The 14,503-nt window shown below is 73.7% G+C and carries 15 protein-coding genes; all 15 read left to right on the forward strand.

The annotated features are described in order from the left end of the window. Window positions 1-10: 10 nt before the first annotated feature. Window positions 11-193, forward strand: coding sequence for a hypothetical protein (locus ACFVQZ_RS24190; protein WP_321193004.1), 183 nt, complete (start codon window positions 11-13; stop codon window positions 191-193). A 135-nt stretch (window positions 194-328) separates the two neighbouring features. Further along, window positions 329-517 (forward strand): lysine biosynthesis protein LysW, encoded by a 189-nt coding sequence (locus ACFVQZ_RS24195; protein ID WP_030495929.1) that lies wholly within the window; start codon window positions 329-331, stop codon window positions 515-517. Further along, complete coding sequence (locus tag ACFVQZ_RS24200) at window positions 514-1,398, forward strand: RimK family alpha-L-glutamate ligase (RefSeq protein ID WP_383625918.1); 885 nt, start codon at window positions 514-516, stop codon at window positions 1,396-1,398. Before ACFVQZ_RS24195 ends, ACFVQZ_RS24200 begins: the two co-directional genes overlap by 4 nt. Window positions 1,399-1,436: 38 nt before the next feature. After that, a complete protein-coding gene (locus ACFVQZ_RS24205) occupies window positions 1,437-2,075 on the forward strand; it encodes a degT/DnrJ/EryC1/StrS aminotransferase (protein WP_383625922.1) in 639 nt (212 codons plus the stop codon). Then, the gene (locus ACFVQZ_RS24210) at window positions 2,072-3,391 is read left to right on the forward strand and encodes an aminotransferase class I/II-fold pyridoxal phosphate-dependent enzyme (protein ID WP_030495926.1); all 1,320 of its coding nucleotides are present in this window, start codon (window positions 2,072-2,074) and stop codon (window positions 3,389-3,391) included. Before ACFVQZ_RS24205 ends, ACFVQZ_RS24210 begins: the two co-directional genes overlap by 4 nt. Further along, window positions 3,384-4,433, forward strand: a complete 1,050-nt coding sequence (argC, locus tag ACFVQZ_RS24215) for an N-acetyl-gamma-glutamyl-phosphate reductase (RefSeq protein WP_030495925.1) — start codon at window positions 3,384-3,386, stop codon at window positions 4,431-4,433. The genes ACFVQZ_RS24210 and argC overlap by 8 nt, the downstream gene beginning before the upstream one ends. Continuing rightward, window positions 4,430-6,289, forward strand: coding sequence for a M20/M25/M40 family metallo-hydrolase (locus tag ACFVQZ_RS24220; RefSeq protein WP_383625926.1), 1,860 nt, complete (start codon window positions 4,430-4,432; stop codon window positions 6,287-6,289). Before argC ends, ACFVQZ_RS24220 begins: the two co-directional genes overlap by 4 nt. Continuing rightward, a complete protein-coding gene (locus ACFVQZ_RS24225; protein WP_036415455.1) occupies window positions 6,286-7,113 on the forward strand; it encodes a thiamine pyrophosphate-dependent enzyme in 828 nt (275 codons plus the stop codon). Before ACFVQZ_RS24220 ends, ACFVQZ_RS24225 begins: the two co-directional genes overlap by 4 nt. Further along, on the forward strand, window positions 7,110-8,042 hold the full coding sequence (locus ACFVQZ_RS24230) for a transketolase (protein ID WP_051788012.1): 933 nt from the start codon (window positions 7,110-7,112) through the stop codon (window positions 8,040-8,042). The genes ACFVQZ_RS24225 and ACFVQZ_RS24230 overlap by 4 nt, the downstream gene beginning before the upstream one ends. Window positions 8,043-8,083: 41 nt before the next feature. Beyond that, complete coding sequence (locus tag ACFVQZ_RS24235) at window positions 8,084-9,337, forward strand: ATP-grasp domain-containing protein (protein ID WP_383625930.1); 1,254 nt, start codon at window positions 8,084-8,086, stop codon at window positions 9,335-9,337. After that, entirely contained in the window at window positions 9,334-10,662 is a 1,329-nt protein-coding gene (locus ACFVQZ_RS24240) for a hydrolase (RefSeq protein WP_383625933.1), read from the forward strand. The genes ACFVQZ_RS24235 and ACFVQZ_RS24240 overlap by 4 nt, the downstream gene beginning before the upstream one ends. Then, entirely contained in the window at window positions 10,659-11,912 is a 1,254-nt protein-coding gene (locus ACFVQZ_RS24245) for an MFS transporter (protein WP_030495920.1), read from the forward strand. The genes ACFVQZ_RS24240 and ACFVQZ_RS24245 overlap by 4 nt, the downstream gene beginning before the upstream one ends. Window positions 11,913-11,958: 46 nt before the next feature. Then, the gene (locus ACFVQZ_RS24250; RefSeq protein WP_383625937.1) at window positions 11,959-12,927 is read left to right on the forward strand and encodes an NAD-dependent epimerase/dehydratase family protein; all 969 of its coding nucleotides are present in this window, start codon (window positions 11,959-11,961) and stop codon (window positions 12,925-12,927) included. Further along, window positions 12,927-13,247, forward strand: coding sequence for an antibiotic biosynthesis monooxygenase (locus ACFVQZ_RS24255; RefSeq protein WP_030495918.1), 321 nt, complete (start codon window positions 12,927-12,929; stop codon window positions 13,245-13,247). Before ACFVQZ_RS24250 ends, ACFVQZ_RS24255 begins: the two co-directional genes overlap by 1 nt. Further along, window positions 13,244-14,503, forward strand: coding sequence for an ATP-grasp domain-containing protein (locus tag ACFVQZ_RS24260; RefSeq protein ID WP_383625940.1), 1,260 nt, complete (start codon window positions 13,244-13,246; stop codon window positions 14,501-14,503). Before ACFVQZ_RS24255 ends, ACFVQZ_RS24260 begins: the two co-directional genes overlap by 4 nt.

The following is a 14,503-nucleotide window of genomic DNA, read 5'->3' on the forward strand; positions in this document are numbered from 1 at the left end:
GGAACCGGAAATGAAGAGCAGTGTTTTCCTGAACGCCATGAAGGCTTTCGCCGTCGCCGCTTTCGCCGTCGTGGCGGCGACCGGCGTCTTCGCCGCTCAGGGCGACACGGAGCGCGGTGTCCTCGCCGCCACGACGGCCGCGGACACCGTGACCGTCCTGGCCGGCGCCCAGGACGACCACGGCTGGGGCTGATCGGTCGCCCCGTCGCCGCGACCTCCGTCCGGGACGACACCGACATCACCTCCGCCGGAAATTCCGGCGGATATCTCACCGATCGGTAATGCGCGGACAGCACCGCCATGCCGATTTTCGTAAGGAGTCTCCACAATGACCACCGCCATTGCCGCGCCCACGTGCCTGGTATGCGACTCGGAATTCGAGGTGCAGGCCGACTGGGAAAAGGGCGAGATCACCGAATGCACTGCCTGCGGGCAGGAGCACGAGGTCCTGGAGAAGACCGGTGACCTGGTCCGCCTGGACCTCGCGCCCGAGGTCGAGGAGGACTGGGGCGAGTGAACCAGGACGCAGAGGTCCTCGTCTCGGCGACCATGCTGAGGCCGGACGAGAAGCTCCTTCTCCAGGCCCTGCGGGCCAAGGGACTGAAGGCGGCTCCGCTGCTCCGGGAAGACCTCGCGGGGGTGGTGGCGGGCGACACGCGCCCGCCCGGCCTCGCCCTCATCAGGAACCTCTCCCACCAGGACGCCGTCAGCGTCTCCCGCCGGCTCGAACACCGCGGCGTCGCCACCCTCAACCGCGCCGCCACCATCGAGACCTGCAACGACAAGGGCCTCCAGGCCCTCACCTTCGCCCGGCACGGCATCCCGCACCCGCACACCCTGCACGCCTTCAGCTACGACCAGGTCCGCGAGACCGTCGCGCGGATGGGGCTGCCGACCGTCGTCAAGCCCGTCAGCGGCTCCTGGGGCCGCGGCGTCACCCGGATGGTCAACCCCGAGTGCGTCGACGCCTGGGTCGGCGGGCGCGAGTCCACCGACGCCGCCGGGAAGCTGTTCCCGGTCGTCGTCCAGCAGTACATCGACAAGCCCGGCCACGACCTGCGCGTGGTCGTCGTCGGTCGCACCCCGGTCGTCGCGATCCAGCGGGTCTCGCCCGATTTCCGCACCAACACCCACCTCGGCGCGGAGGTCCGCCGCACCGAGATCACACCGGAGATCGAGAAGCTCTGCGCCCAGGTCGTCGACGCCCTCGGCGACGGCTTCTACGGGGTCGACCTCGTCGAGGACCGCACCACCGGGGAACTGCTGGTGCTCGAAGTCAACGCCAACCCCGAATTCGCCCGCTCCTCCGCCCAGCACGGCGTCGACGTGGCCGGTCATCTCGCCACCTACGTCACGGAGTTGCTCGGGCGCACCGCCGTCGCGCCGACCGCCGCCTGAGCGCGCGCACCCCGCGACGGAGACACCCGGAGAAGACCATGGAACTGTTCGACACCGCGACCGTGCTCACCCGCGTCCTCACCTCGGGCGTCGTCATGAGCATCGAGAAGAGCGACCGGGAGCTGCCCGGCCTGGAGCGGCTGCTCACCAAGCGCACCGGCCGCGCCAGGGCGGCCCTCTTCAACAGCCGCACAGGCGCCCTGCACGGCGCCCTCGCCGGCCAGGGCCTCGGCCACGGCGACACCGTGACCGTGCCCCACACCGACCGCCCGACCCTCGCGTTCCTCGCCTGGCTCGGCCTGACCGCCGAGCCCGCCGGGGCCGGCGAGCCCGTCGCGTACGACTACGTGGAGGTCACGGCGGAGAACGCCGACCGGCTGCCCGAACTCGCCGCCGCGGCCACCGCCCCCGTCCTGGTGGTGGACCTCACCGGCCTCGGCTTCGGCCCGGCCGCCGCCGTCCTCACCGACTCCGCCGACGTCTGGGCGCGCGCCGAGCGCCTGAAGATCTTCGGCGCCTACGACCTGCGGACCATGTGGACCCAGGAGGAGGCCGACGCGGAGCTGGTGCCCGGCGTCCAGTTCAACTACCGGCTCAGCCCGCTCGTGGCCGCCTGCGTGCGGATGGCCCTCACCCACGCGGTCCGGCCGGCCGCCTCTCTCGGAGCACACTCGTGATCACTGACTTCCCGGCAGCGCCGCTGCCCCTTCCGTCCGAGGCCGAGCTCGACACCGAGCTCGCCGCGCTCGGCGGCGACGCCCTCATCCCCAAGGCCCTGCGCCGCACCCTCTTCCCGGTCATCACCAAGGAAGACGTGTTCAATCTGATGCTGGCCCAGCGCCAGGCCCCGGAGAAGGTCGTCGCCGACTTCGCCGAGGCGTACCGCGCGTACGTCGGCGCCGCCCACGCGCTGCCGACCGCCAGCGGCACCTCCAGCCTGCACATGGCGCTCGTCGGCGCCGGCGTCCAGCCCGGCGACGAGGTCATCGTCCCGGCGTTCACCTTCATCGCCACCGCCCAGGCGGTCGTCGCCGCGCACGCCGTCCCCGTCTTCGTGGACATCGACCCGGTCACGTACTGCATGGACCCGGAGGCCGCCGCCGCGGCGATCACCGACCGCACCCGCGCCCTCATGCCGGTGCACGTCCACGGCCTCCCGGCCGACGTGCCCGCCCTGCGGGCGCTCGCCGACCGGCACGGCATCGCCCTCGTCGAGGACGCCTCGCACGCCCACTCGGCGAAGATCGGCGACCAGGTCGCCGGCTCCTTCGGCGACGCCGCCGGCCAGAGCCTCATGGCCGACAAGAACTTCCCGCTCGGCGGCGAGGGCGGCATCGCCTTCTTCGCCACCGAGGAGGCGTACGACCGCGCCGCCGCCTACCTGGAGCGGCACGGCATCGACTACGGCATGTCCTGGGTCGCCGCCGCCTTCGGCAGCAGCCAGCTCAAGCGGCTCCCGTACTACGACGCGATCCGCGCCCGCAACGCCGCCCTCCTCGGCGAAGCCCTCGACGGCACCGGCCTGTTCACCCCGCCGCACGTCCCCGAAGGCCACACCCACGCGTACAACATGTACCGGGTCACCCTCCACCCGGAGGCCGTCGGCCTCGGCGACCTGCCCGTGCACGCCGTCAAGGAGGCCGTGCACGAACTCCTCGTCGCCGAGGGCGTGCCCGCCCGCGAGTGGCAGAACACCCCCATCCCCTGCCACCTGCCCTTCGTCCACCGCGACGGCTTCGGCAACGGCCACCCCTTCACCCTCAACCCCGGCGCCGTCCGCGACCACCGCCCCGAGGACTTCCCGGTGACGCTCGGCATGCTCGACAGCACCCTGGTGCTCTGCCGCGAGCTGCGCTCCCCCGTCGAGTACGAGCGCGCCCTGCGGTACGCCGACGCCTTCCGCAAGGTCGCCCGGCGACCCGACGCCATCCGCAAGCTCGTGGAGAACGGCGACCACCGCCGCCCGTACGAGAAGGCGGCCCGCCTTGGCTGACACCGACCAGAAGGTCCGCGTCGCCGTCATCGGCGCCAGCGGCTACACCGGCGGCGAGGTCATCCGGCTGCTCCTGGAGCATCCCGGCGTCGAACTCGCCTTCCTGTCCGCGGAGCGCAACGCCGGCGCCACCCTCGGCTCCGTCCACCCCTGGCTGCGCAACCACCCGGCCGCCGCCGGTCTCAGGTTCCGTCCGCTGGAGGAACTGGAGGACGTGGACATCGCCTTCGGCTGCCTCCCCACCGGGGCGCTGCCCGAGCGGCTGCCGCTCGTCGCCGAGCGAGCCAAGCGGGTCCTCAACCTCGGCGGCGACTTCCGGCTCCGCGACCGGGCCGAGGTGGAGTCGTACTACCCGAAGACCGCGAAGAACCCGCCGTTCGAGGACTTCGCCTACTACGTGCCGGAGCTGAGCACCGCCGTCCCGGAGAGCCGGTTCATCAGCCTGCCCGGCTGCATGGCCGTCACCACCGTCTACGCCCTCTACCCGCTCTTCGCCGCCTCCCTCGTCGACCACCGGGTCGTCGTCGACGCCAAGACCGGCTCCACCGGCGGCGGACGCGGCAGCGGCGAACCGCCGGCCGAGCGCAGCGGCAACTTCCGGGTGCACAAGCTGTACGGCCACCGGCACGCGCCGGAGATCAGCCAGGCCATCGCCGAGTTCACCGGCGCCGCCATGGACCTGCGGTTCTCCACCCACAGCCTCGACGTGGCACGCGGCATCATGGTCACCGCCTACACCGACCTGCTGCCCGGCGTCTCGCCGCTCGACGTCAAGCGGGCCTACGCCAAGGCGTACGTCGGCAAGCCGTTCGTCCGGGTGCGGACCGCGCCGAAGGCCCCGCAGGACTTCCCGATGCTGAAGGCCGTCGTCGGCTCCAACGTCGCCGAGGTCGCCGTCGCCGTCCGCGACGGGCAGTGCGTCGCCGTCGCCGCGCTCGACAACCTGGTCAAGGGCGCCGCCGGCCAGGCCATCCAGGCCATGAACCTGATCTGCGGCTTCGACGAGACCGCGGGCCTGCCCACCACGGCGGTGTCGCCGTGACCAGGCCCCTGTACGTGATCAAGGCGGGCAGCGCCACCCTCGACCTCGGCACCGTCCACCAGGAGATCGCCGCCCTCGCCGCCCGCGGCGCCCGGGTGCTCCTGGTGGCCGGCGGCGCCACCGGCATCGAGCGGCACTACCGCTCCGCCGGCCGCCCGATGCCCCGGCTCCGGCTCGCCAACGGCGACGAGGTCCGCTACTGCCCGCCGGAGGAGATGCGGCACCTGGTCGACGCGTACGAGCAGGTCACCCTGCCCGCCGTCGAGCAGGACCTGGCCGCCCACGGCCTGCGCGTCTTCACCTCCGTCGCCGCCCGCAACCGGCTCGTCTCCGGCCGCGCCAACCGGCCGCTGAAGGCCCTCAACGACGACGGCCGCCCGGTCGTCGTCCGCGACCACCGGGCCGGCGTCCCCGCGGACGTCGACACCGCCCGGCTCACCGCGCTCCTCGACGCCTACGACGTCGTCTGCGTCTCCCCGCCGGTGCACGACGAGGCCGGCGGCGCGCCGCTCAACGTCGACGCCGACGTCCTCGCCGCCGCCCTCAGCGTCGCCCTCGACGCCGACCACCTGCGGCTCGTCACCGGCACCGCCGGACTCCTCACCGACCCGGCCGATCCCGCCTCCACCCTGCCCAACGCCTACCCCGGCGACGGCGCCCGGTACGCCGGCGGCCGGATGCGGCAGAAGGTCCGGGCCGCCGAGATGGCCCTCGCCGGCAGCGCCGACGTCGCCATCACCGGCCCCCACACCATGGCCGAACCGGAGAAGTGGACCCGCTTCTGGCGCACCCGCGAACCCGGCGCCGACCTCGGGCTGCTCACCAAGGTCGTCTCCGTGCCGTCCGTCTCCGGCGACGAGGCCGAACTCGCCGTCTACCTCGCCGACTGGTGCCGCGAACGCGGCATCGACGCCGAGGTCGACGCCGCCGGCAACCTCGTCGCCACCCGCGGCGACGGCCCCCGCCGGATGCTGCTCCTCGGCCACCTCGACACGGTGCCGCACCTGCGGCCCGCCGAGTGGCGCGGCGAGGAGCTGTGGGGCCGCGGCAGCGTCGACGCCAAGGGCAGCCTCGCGAACTTCCTGGAGGTCCTCGCCCACGCCGACATCCCCGAGGACGGGCAGCTGCGCGTCGTCGGCGCCGTCGAGGAGGAGGTGTCCTCCTCCAAGGGCGCCTTCCACGCCCGCGACCACTACCCCGCCGACGCCGTCGTCATCGGCGAGCCCAGCGGCGCGGAGACCCTGACCCTCGGCTACTTCGGCCTGTTCAAGCTGCGCGTCACCGCGTCGGTCGCCAGCGGCCACTCGGCCGGCATGGACGCCGTCACCGCCCCCGACCTGCTGACCGACGTCCTCGACGCCGTCCGCGCGGCGGTCCTCAAGGAGGCGCCCGAGGCGCTCAGCGCCGTCATCGACATCCGCTGCGAGACCGGCCGCGCCCAGCACCGGGCCGTCGGCGTCCTCAACTTCCGGGTGCCGCCCGGCGCCGACCTGGAGGTGCTGCGCGCCGCCGCGCTCGGCGCCGCCGCCGGCCGGGACGGCGTCGAGACCGAGGTCCTGCGGGCCACCCCCGGCCACGCGGGCGGCCGGGCGACCGGCCTCGTCAAGGTCTTCACCCGCGCCTTCGCGCAGGCCGGCATCCGGCCCCGGTTCGTGGTGAAGAAGGGCACCTCCGACATGAACACCCTGGCCACGACCTGGAAGGGCGTCCCCATGGTGGCGTACGGCCCGGGCGACTCGGCCCTCGACCACACCGACGAGGAGCGGATCGGCAGCATGGAGTACCGCACCGCCCGCTCGGTCCTCGCGGACGCTGTGAACCGCTGGTTCGCCCTCGGCGAGGGGAGCACCCGGTGACCGCCGTCCACGACGCCCCGGCGCGTACCGGCACCGAGGACGCGACCGTCGCCCTGCTCGCCGAGCGGGCCCGGGAGGCCCGGCGGCTCGTCGTCGACATGGCCGCGAGCCCCCGCGGCTGCCACCTCGGCGGCAGCCTGTCCGTCCTGGACATCCTGATCGCGGCCCTGCACCGCGCCGGGCGCGGCGACGGCACCGAGGTCGTGCTCAGCAAGGGCCACGCCGCCGCCGGACTGTACGCCGCGCTGCACGTCAGCGGCGTCCTGCCGGAGAACCCGGCGCCGCTGTACGGCCTCGCCGGGCACCCGTACACAGGGCACCCCGGGCCGAAGGTCCCCGGCGTCCGGTTCCCCACCGGCAGCCTCGGCCACGGCGTGCCGTACGCGGCCGGCTGGGCCATGGCCCGCCGGCTCGGCGGACAGGGCGGCCTCGGGATCGCGGTCGCCGGCGACGGCGAGCTCCAGGAGGGCCTGGTCTGGGAGACCGTCCAGGTCGCCGCCGCCCAGCGGCTCGGCACCTTCGTCCTCGTCGTGGACCGCAACGGCGGGCAGAACGACGGGCTCGTCGCCGACATCTCCCCGCTGCCCCGGCTGGCCGAGCGCTTCGACGCCTTCGGCTTCGACACCGTCACCGTCGACGGCCACGACCTGGCCGCCCTCACCGAGGTGTTCGCCGGCGACCGCGCGGACGCCGTCCGGCCGCTCGCCGTCCTCGCCGACACCGTCAAGGGCAAGGGCGTCCGCGCCGTCGAGGGCAAGGCGGCCTCGCACTACGTGACGATCGACGCGGCCCGCGCCGCGCAGTGGAAGCGAGCCATCCGATGACCCCGACGACCCTCACGCCGCCGCCCGCGGCCGTCCTCAGCGGACGCGACGCCTACCGCGCCGAGCTCACCGAACTCGCCGCCCGCGACCCGCGGATCGTCTGCCTCGAAGCGGACCTCGGCGGCAAGAAGCACCCCTTCCAGCTCGCCCACCCGGACCGCTTCTTCAACCTCGGCATCGCCGAGGGCGCCATGATCGACATGGCGACCGGGCTCGCCGCCGCCGGCTACCGCCCGTTCGTCTCCACCTTCGCGCCCTTCGCCGCGCTGCGCGCCGCCGAGAGCCTCAAGCTGACGCTGGGCTACCTGAAGGCCGGCGTCACCGTCGTCGCCCCGTACGCCGGGGTGTCCGGCGCCTGGTTCGGCACCACCCACCACTGCCTGGAGGACCTGGCGGTCCTGCGCAGCATCCCCGGTGTCGCCGTCGCCGCCCCGTACGGCGAGGCCGAGACCCGGGCGGTGGTCCGCGAGGCGGCCCGCACCGGCACGCCCACGTACATCCGGACCGGCCGGAACGCCGCGTACGCCTCGCTGCCCGGCGGCGACGCCCTGCCGCCCGTGGTGTGGGACGCCCGGGGCGACGCCGACACGCCCTGCCTGGTGTCCGTCGGCGAGGAGGGCACCCGCCTCGCGCTCGCCGCCCGCGAGCGGCGCCCCGAGCTGGCCCACGCCCACCTGGTCCACGTCGACCACGCGCGGCTCGCCCGCTCCGCGGCCGAACTGGCCGGTCTGCACCGCCGGTTCGTGGTCGTCGAGGAGCACCGCGGCGAGGGCGGCGCCGCCGAGGCGCTGGCGCTGCTGCTGCCCGGCAGCGAGGTCGTCGGCGTCAACGCCGGCCACGACTGGCCGTACGAGGGCGGCGACCACCACGAGGTGATGGCCCGCCTCGGCCTCACCACCGACGCCGTCCTCGCCGCCGCCACCCCCTGACCCGCCGCCCCCACCACCCCACGTCCGCAAGGAGTCCCGCCATGCACGTCCTGATGATCGAGTGCAACCCGAACGGCATCCAGGGCATCGCCAACGCCCTGGAGCTGGGCCACGACGTCACCCTCGTCTCCGCCGACCCCGACTTCTACCTGGCGGCCTCGCCGCTCGCGAAGGACGCCTTCGCGCACCCCCGCTGCCAGGTCGTGAAGAGCGACCAGGCGTTCTCCATTGACGAGCTGGAGCGGATCGCCAAGGAGATCCACGCCGCCCACCCGGTGCACGGCGTCACCACCTACAGCGAGTACCACACCGTGCACACCGCGACCGTGGCCCGCTCCCTCGGCCTGCCCGGCATGAGCGTCGACGGCGCCCTCAACGCCCGCCACAAGCACCGCACCCGCCTCACCCTCGACGGCACCGGCGTCCGCCAGCCGCGCTTCGCGCACGTCGACGACCCGGCGAAGGTCGAGGCCGCCGTCCGCGAGATCGGCTTCCCGTGCGTCGTCAAGCCGTCCGACGGCACCGCCAGCCTCCACGTCCTCCACCTCAGGGACGAGCAGGACCTGCGCGACTACCTCGCCGAGCTGGAGCGCGTCACCGACTACGGGCGCGGCGTCGTCCGCATCCCCGACATCCTCATCGAGGAGTTCGTCGAGGGCGAGCTGATCTCCGTCGAGTCCTGCGTGCTGGCCGGCGGCGAGGTCGTCAACCTCGGCCTCACCGACCGCCCGCTCAGCGGCTTCCCGCACTTCATCGAGATGGGCGCCACCTACTTCGACGGCCACCCGCTCCAGGACGAGCTGTTCGCCATGACCACGCAGATCCTGAACGAGCTGGGCGTCGACTTCGGCTTCATCCACACCGAGTTCCTGCTCGGCCCCGACGGCCCGGTGCTCTGCGAGGTCAACGGCCGGCTGATCGGCGGCATCGTGCCGACCCTGATGAAGATCTCCTCCGGCGTCGACGCCTACCTGGAGGTCATCCGGCAGGCCCTCGGCGAGCGCCCCGAACTCCCCTTCCCCGGCGGCACCACGGCCGGCGGCCACTGGTTCGGCGCCCCGATCGCCGGCACCGTCGAGTCCATCGGCTTCGACGCCCTGGCCGGCCTGCCCGGCTTCCACAGCGCGCAGGCGTACAAGAAGCCCGGCACCGCCGTCGACCGGCTCGCCAAGAGCAACTTCGACTGGATCGGCCACCTCATCTTCACCGGCGAGGACCGCGCCCAGGTCAACGAGCGCTGCGAGGACGCCCTGGGCCGGATCGAGCTGCGCATGCGGGTCGAGGTCGCCCGGTGAGCGCGGCTCCGATCCGGCAGGAGGCGGGGACCCTCACCGTCCAGGGGGTCGCGGTCCCCCTCCTCGACGACGAGGCGCTGTACGACGTGACGGCCGAGGACGGCGTCTTCACCGCCTTCGTCCCGGCCGGCCGCCGCACCGGCTCGGAGCCCGAGCTGTGGCCCGGCTACACCGAGACCCACGCCCACGTCTCGCTCCCCGCCAACTGGGACGACTCGGTGGACGACCCGCGGATCGTCGCCCTCCAGTACCTCTACCACGGGGTCACCCACGTCGTGGACATGTTCGGCTTCCCGCTGGTGGACGACGCCTGGCGGGCCGGCCGGGAGGCGTCCCCGTGGCCGTACCCCGAGGTCGTCCACTGCGGGTACGCGGTGACGGCGATGACCGACGCGGCCGGGCGCACCGGGCACGGCGTGGAGTTCCCCGCGCCGGTCCACATGCTCGGCGTCGAGGCCGACCTGGAGCACGCGCTGCGGTCCAACGCCGAGCGCGGCGGCACCTTCCTCAAGGTCATGTTCACCGACGGCACCGAGCAGCCCGGCAGCCCGGTCCGCTTCTCCCGGCTCTCGGAGCGGGTGCTGCGCTTCACCGCCCGGATCGCCGCCGAGCGCGGCGTCACGGCCGTCGTCGACTGCAACACCCTGGAGGAGACCCGGTTCGCGTACGACTGCGGCTTCCGGCTCTTCGCCCACACCGTCCGCGACCGCACCCTCGACGACGCCGACTGGAAGGAGCTGGACGGCGCCCGGTTCGTCTCCACGCTCGCCGGCCTCCGGTCGATGATCATGACGCGGGAGGAGTTCCTGGAGGAGTACGGCCGCGAGGGCTTCCTCGACACCCAGGACCCCGCGAACCTGGAGTTCGTCCGCACCGTCGAGCAGCCCTTCGGCATCGCGTACGGCTGCCAGGAGACCCGTACCGCCGCCCTCGCCGACATGCGCCGCAACGCGCTGGCGGCGCTGCGCCGCGGCGACCTCCTCATCGGCACCGACTCCGGCAACCTCGGTGCCTACCACGGCTACTCGTTCCTCAGCGAGCTCGCCCTGCTCGCCGGCGACGACGACGGGCTCGCCGAGGAGCTGCGCCGGCAGGCCACCGTCACCGGCCGCCGCCACTTCGACGAGCTGAGCGGCGTCCGCGACCCGCGGCCGCCGCTGCGGACCGGCGCCCCCGCCACCTTCAACCTCCACACCCCCGGCGGCCCGCTGTCGGCGCTGCCCCTGGCCACCGTCGTGCGCGGTGTGCCGGTCGACCGGGCCGCCGTCGCCCGCGCGATCTCCGAGCTCCGCTCGGCCCCCACGAACGGAAAGGCAGTCCTGTGACCAGCCAGCGCAGAAGCGCCCTCTTCGGGCTCAACGCGGGGATCTTCCTCGCCCACATCGGGAACTTCATCTGGTTCCCCATCCTGGTGGCCTCGCTGGGCGACAGCGACAGCGGCTTCTGGGCCGGCGTCGTCATGTGCATGACGTACGTCGGGCGGCTGGCCGCGACCTTCTCCTACGAGGGCTTCGCCGACCGGCTCGGCATCCGCGGCGCGGTGTTCGTCGGCACCGGCCTGGAGGCGGTCTCGCTGGGCCTCATGGGCTTCACCAGCGGCGTCCTCGTCTACAGCCTGCTGGCCCTGTTCATCGGCTTCGGCTCCGGCACCGCCTTCCCCGGCCTGAAGAACATCCTGGTGTCGTACCCGGAGGACGAGCGCGCCAAGGCGTTCTCGACGTTCCAGATGTCCGCGCAGGTCGGCCTGTTCGGCGGCGCGCTCGCCGGCGGTCTGCTCCTCGGCATGGACCTGCGGGTCGTGTTCACCGCCGTCTTCGTGCTCTTCCTCGGCTTCTGCCTGTCGGCGTCGCTGTTCATCCCCCGCGACGGCTTCCAGGCCGACGGCACCGCCGCCCCCCGCAAGGACGCCGGCGCGGAGCGGGCCCCGCTGTTCAGCCTCGCCGGGCTGAAGTCCGTCGAGGTCGGCGGCGCCACCCGCTACTTCCTGCTGTCGGCGGTGTTCTGGTTCCTGTCCCTGTGCTTCGTCGTCGGCATCCCGCTGCACATGGGGAAGTACGTGCCCGGCTGGGCGCCCTCCGCGCCCTTCTGGATCACCGGCCTCAGCCTGCTCGTCCTCCAGTACCCGGTCTTCAAGCTGGCGATCAAGCACCTGCGCCCCGGCGTGGTCATGGGCATCGGCCTGACCGCCATGGCCGTCGCCTTCGCCCTCTTCGGCGCCGGCCCGGCCGCGCTGTGGGCCGTCGTCGCCGGCTGCTTCGTCGTCGTCTTCGGCGAGATCCTCTTCGTGCCGTCCTTCGACATGTGGGTCGCCCGCAAGGTGCCCGAGCAGCAGCTCGCCCGCGCCATGGGCGCCATGCACTTCTTCCGCAGCGCCGGGAACATGGCCGGCGCGCTGCTCGCCGGCGTCATGTTCGACGTCTCGGTCTCCGCCGGACTGCCGGGCGCCAACTGGTACGTGGCCGCGGCCGTCGCCGCGCTGTGCGCCGTCATCTGCTTCGCCAGCCGCGACGAGGACCGCCCCGCGGACGCCGCCGGCGACGCCGAACCGTCGTCCGCCGAACCGGTCAAGGCCTGACCCCTCCCGGGGAAGAGAGAGACAGGGAAGAGAGAGACAGCGAGAGATGGCAGAGATCTGCGTCATCGGAGGAACCCGCTTCTTCGGGAAGCTCCTGGTGCGCCGGCTGCTCGACGAGGGCCACCGGGTCACGCTCGTCACCCGGGGCCGCACCCCCGACCCGTTCGGCACGGCCGTCCGCCGGCTGACCGCCGACGTCACCCGGCCGGGCGAGCTGGCCGCCGCCGTCGCCGGCGAACGGTTCGACGCCGTGGTCCACCAGGCGTGCTACACCCCGGCCGCCGCCCTGGAGGCCGCGACGGCCTTCGGCGCCCGCGCCGGCCGGTTCGTGCTCACCAGCAGCATGGAGGTGTACAACGCCGACACCTTCCGGCACCGGATCCCGGCGCCGCCCATGAGCGCCTTCGCCCGCGAGGACGAGCTCCGGCCGGAGGAGTACGCGTACGACACCGCACTGCCCTGGCACGACCTCGACTTCGTCGGCCGCAACTACGGCGAGGGCAAGCGGCAGGCCGAGGCGGCCCTGGTGCGGCACGCCCGCGTGCCCGTCACGATCGCCCGCGTCGCCCATGTCCTCGCCGCCACCGGCGACTTCACCGGCCGGCTGGACTTCCACCTCGGCCGCGCCCGCACCGGCGAACCCGTCACCGCCCACGCCCGCCCGGGCCGCACGTCCCTGGTGCACGCCCCGGACGCCGCCGCGTTCCTCGCCCGCGCCGCCACCGGCGAACTCGCCCCCGACGGAGGCGTCTTCAACGTCGCCTCGCCCGACACGGCCGACGTGTACGACGTGTGCGCGGCCGTGGAGCGCGCCACCGGGAAGGCGACCGCCGTCGTCGAAAAGGACGACCCGGCCGGCGACCCCGCGCTCTCCCCGTACTCCTGCCCCGCCGACTTCGGCGTCGACCCCGCCCGGGCCCTCGCGCTCGGCGCCGACCTCGCGCCGATCCGCGACTGGCTCCCGGAGATCGTCCGGATCGCCGCCGCCGCGCAGCCCGCCGGGGGAGCCGCCTGATGTTCGACCTGATCGTCATCGTCCGCGTCCCCGACCCGGCCGACGCCGGACCCGTCGCCGACGCGCTGCGCCGGATGCGCCCGCTGTGCCTCGCCGAGGACGGCTGCGTCGCCTGGGAGGCGTACCGCTCCGACGCGGACCCGCTCCGCTTCGTCCTCGTCGAGCGCTGGGCGAGCCGCGCCCACTGGGAGGCGCACGGCGAGGGCGCCGCCATCCAGGAGATCTACGTCCCCGAGATCCTGCCGCGCGTCGAACGCGAGGTCCACCCGAGCACCCCCCTGAGCACCCTGACCCCTGCCACGGAAAGAGCACCGCGATGACCACACGGCCCCGCATCGCCGTCGTCGGAGGCCGTCCCGCCCCCGTCCACGGAGCCCGCGACCTCGGCATCGACGTCACCCTCGTCCACACCGAGGGCCAGTTCGACCGCGCCGAGGCCGAACCGCACGTCGTCTCCATCCTCACCTGCGACATCACCGACACCGGCGCGCTGCTGGAACTGCTGCGCCCGCTGCACGAGGCCGCGCCGTTCGACCGGATCCTCACCACCACCGAGCTGTCCGCCGTGCCGGTCGGCGAGGTCAACGAGAAGCTGGGCCTGCCCGGCACCCCGCCCGAGGTGTCCCGGACCATCCAGGACAAGGCCCTCACCCGGCAGGCCCTGGACCGGGCCGGCCTCAGCCCCGTCCGGCACCGCCGCGTCCACACCGCCGACGAGGCCGCCGCGTTCCTGGCGGAGGTCGGTGACCGGATCGTGCTGAAGCCCGGCCAGGGCGCCGGCAGCCTGCACATCAACGTGGTCGCGGACCCGGCGGACGCGGCCCGCGCCTTCCGGGAGATCGAGGAGTTCGGGTACGGCGGCGTGCTCGCCGAGGAGTACCTGGACGGCCCGGTCGTCAGCGTCGAGGCGTTCTCCCACGAGGGCCGCCACGTCGTGCTGGGCGTCAGCGAGTACCGGGTGAACGAGCACTTCGTCGAGTGGGAGTGCAGCGTCCCCAGCGACGCGGCCCGCCCGGTCCTGGCGGAGCTGCACGCGCTCACCGCCGGCGTGCTGGACGCCGTCGGCCTCACCGACGGCCCCTCGCACAGCGAGTTCGTCCTCACCCCGGCGGGCCCGCGCCTCCTGGAGACCCACAACCGCCTGTCGGGCGCCGGCATCCCCGAGATGGTGCACCGGGCCACCGGCTGGGACCCGGCGCGGCTCTTCCTCACCGTCCCGCTCGGCATCGACCGGCTGCCCGACACGGCTCCGGAGCCCCGGCAGGGCGCGGCCATCCGCTTCCTGGACGCGGCCCCGGGCCGGATCACCGCGATCACCGGCGCCGACGACCTGCCCGTCCCGGTCCGCCGGGTCCCGGCCGGCGAACGCGCGCCGCACATGATCCCGTACCTCAAGGACTTCGCGGACGCGGACGCCGGAGCGGTGATCGGCAAGCACCCCGGCGACGAGGTGTCGGCGATGGACTCGCTGCTCTCCTCCGACCGGGGCTACGTCTTCGCGACCGCCCCCACCCGCGAGGACGCCGTGCGCCGCTGCGAGGCCCTGGCGGACGCCATCGTCTTCCACGTCGCGTAG

Origin of the sequence: Streptomyces sp. NPDC057854 (assembly GCF_042797055.1) — a bacterium.
Classification (GTDB): Bacteria; Actinomycetota; Actinomycetes; order Streptomycetales; family Streptomycetaceae; genus Streptomyces.

Bases quoted from the DNA above. Each gene is read 5' to 3' on its own strand.
- ACFVQZ_RS24205 (WP_383625922.1), top strand. From the start codon at position 1,437: ATGGAACTGTTCGACACCGCGACCGTGCTCACCCGCGTCCTCACCTCG.
- ACFVQZ_RS24250 (WP_383625937.1), top strand. From the start codon at position 11,959: ATGGCAGAGATCTGCGTCATCGGAGGAACCCGCTTCTTCGGGAAGCTC.
- ACFVQZ_RS24235 (WP_383625930.1), top strand. From the start codon at position 8,084: ATGCACGTCCTGATGATCGAGTGCAACCCGAACGGCATCCAGGGCATC.
- ACFVQZ_RS24255 (WP_030495918.1), top strand. From the start codon at position 12,927: ATGTTCGACCTGATCGTCATCGTCCGCGTCCCCGACCCGGCCGACGCC.
- ACFVQZ_RS24190 (WP_321193004.1), top strand. From the start codon at position 11: ATGAAGAGCAGTGTTTTCCTGAACGCCATGAAGGCTTTCGCCGTCGCC.
- ACFVQZ_RS24195 (WP_030495929.1), top strand. From the start codon at position 329: ATGACCACCGCCATTGCCGCGCCCACGTGCCTGGTATGCGACTCGGAA.
- ACFVQZ_RS24260 (WP_383625940.1), top strand. From the start codon at position 13,244: ATGACCACACGGCCCCGCATCGCCGTCGTCGGAGGCCGTCCCGCCCCC.
- ACFVQZ_RS24230 (WP_051788012.1), top strand. From the start codon at position 7,110: ATGACCCCGACGACCCTCACGCCGCCGCCCGCGGCCGTCCTCAGCGGA.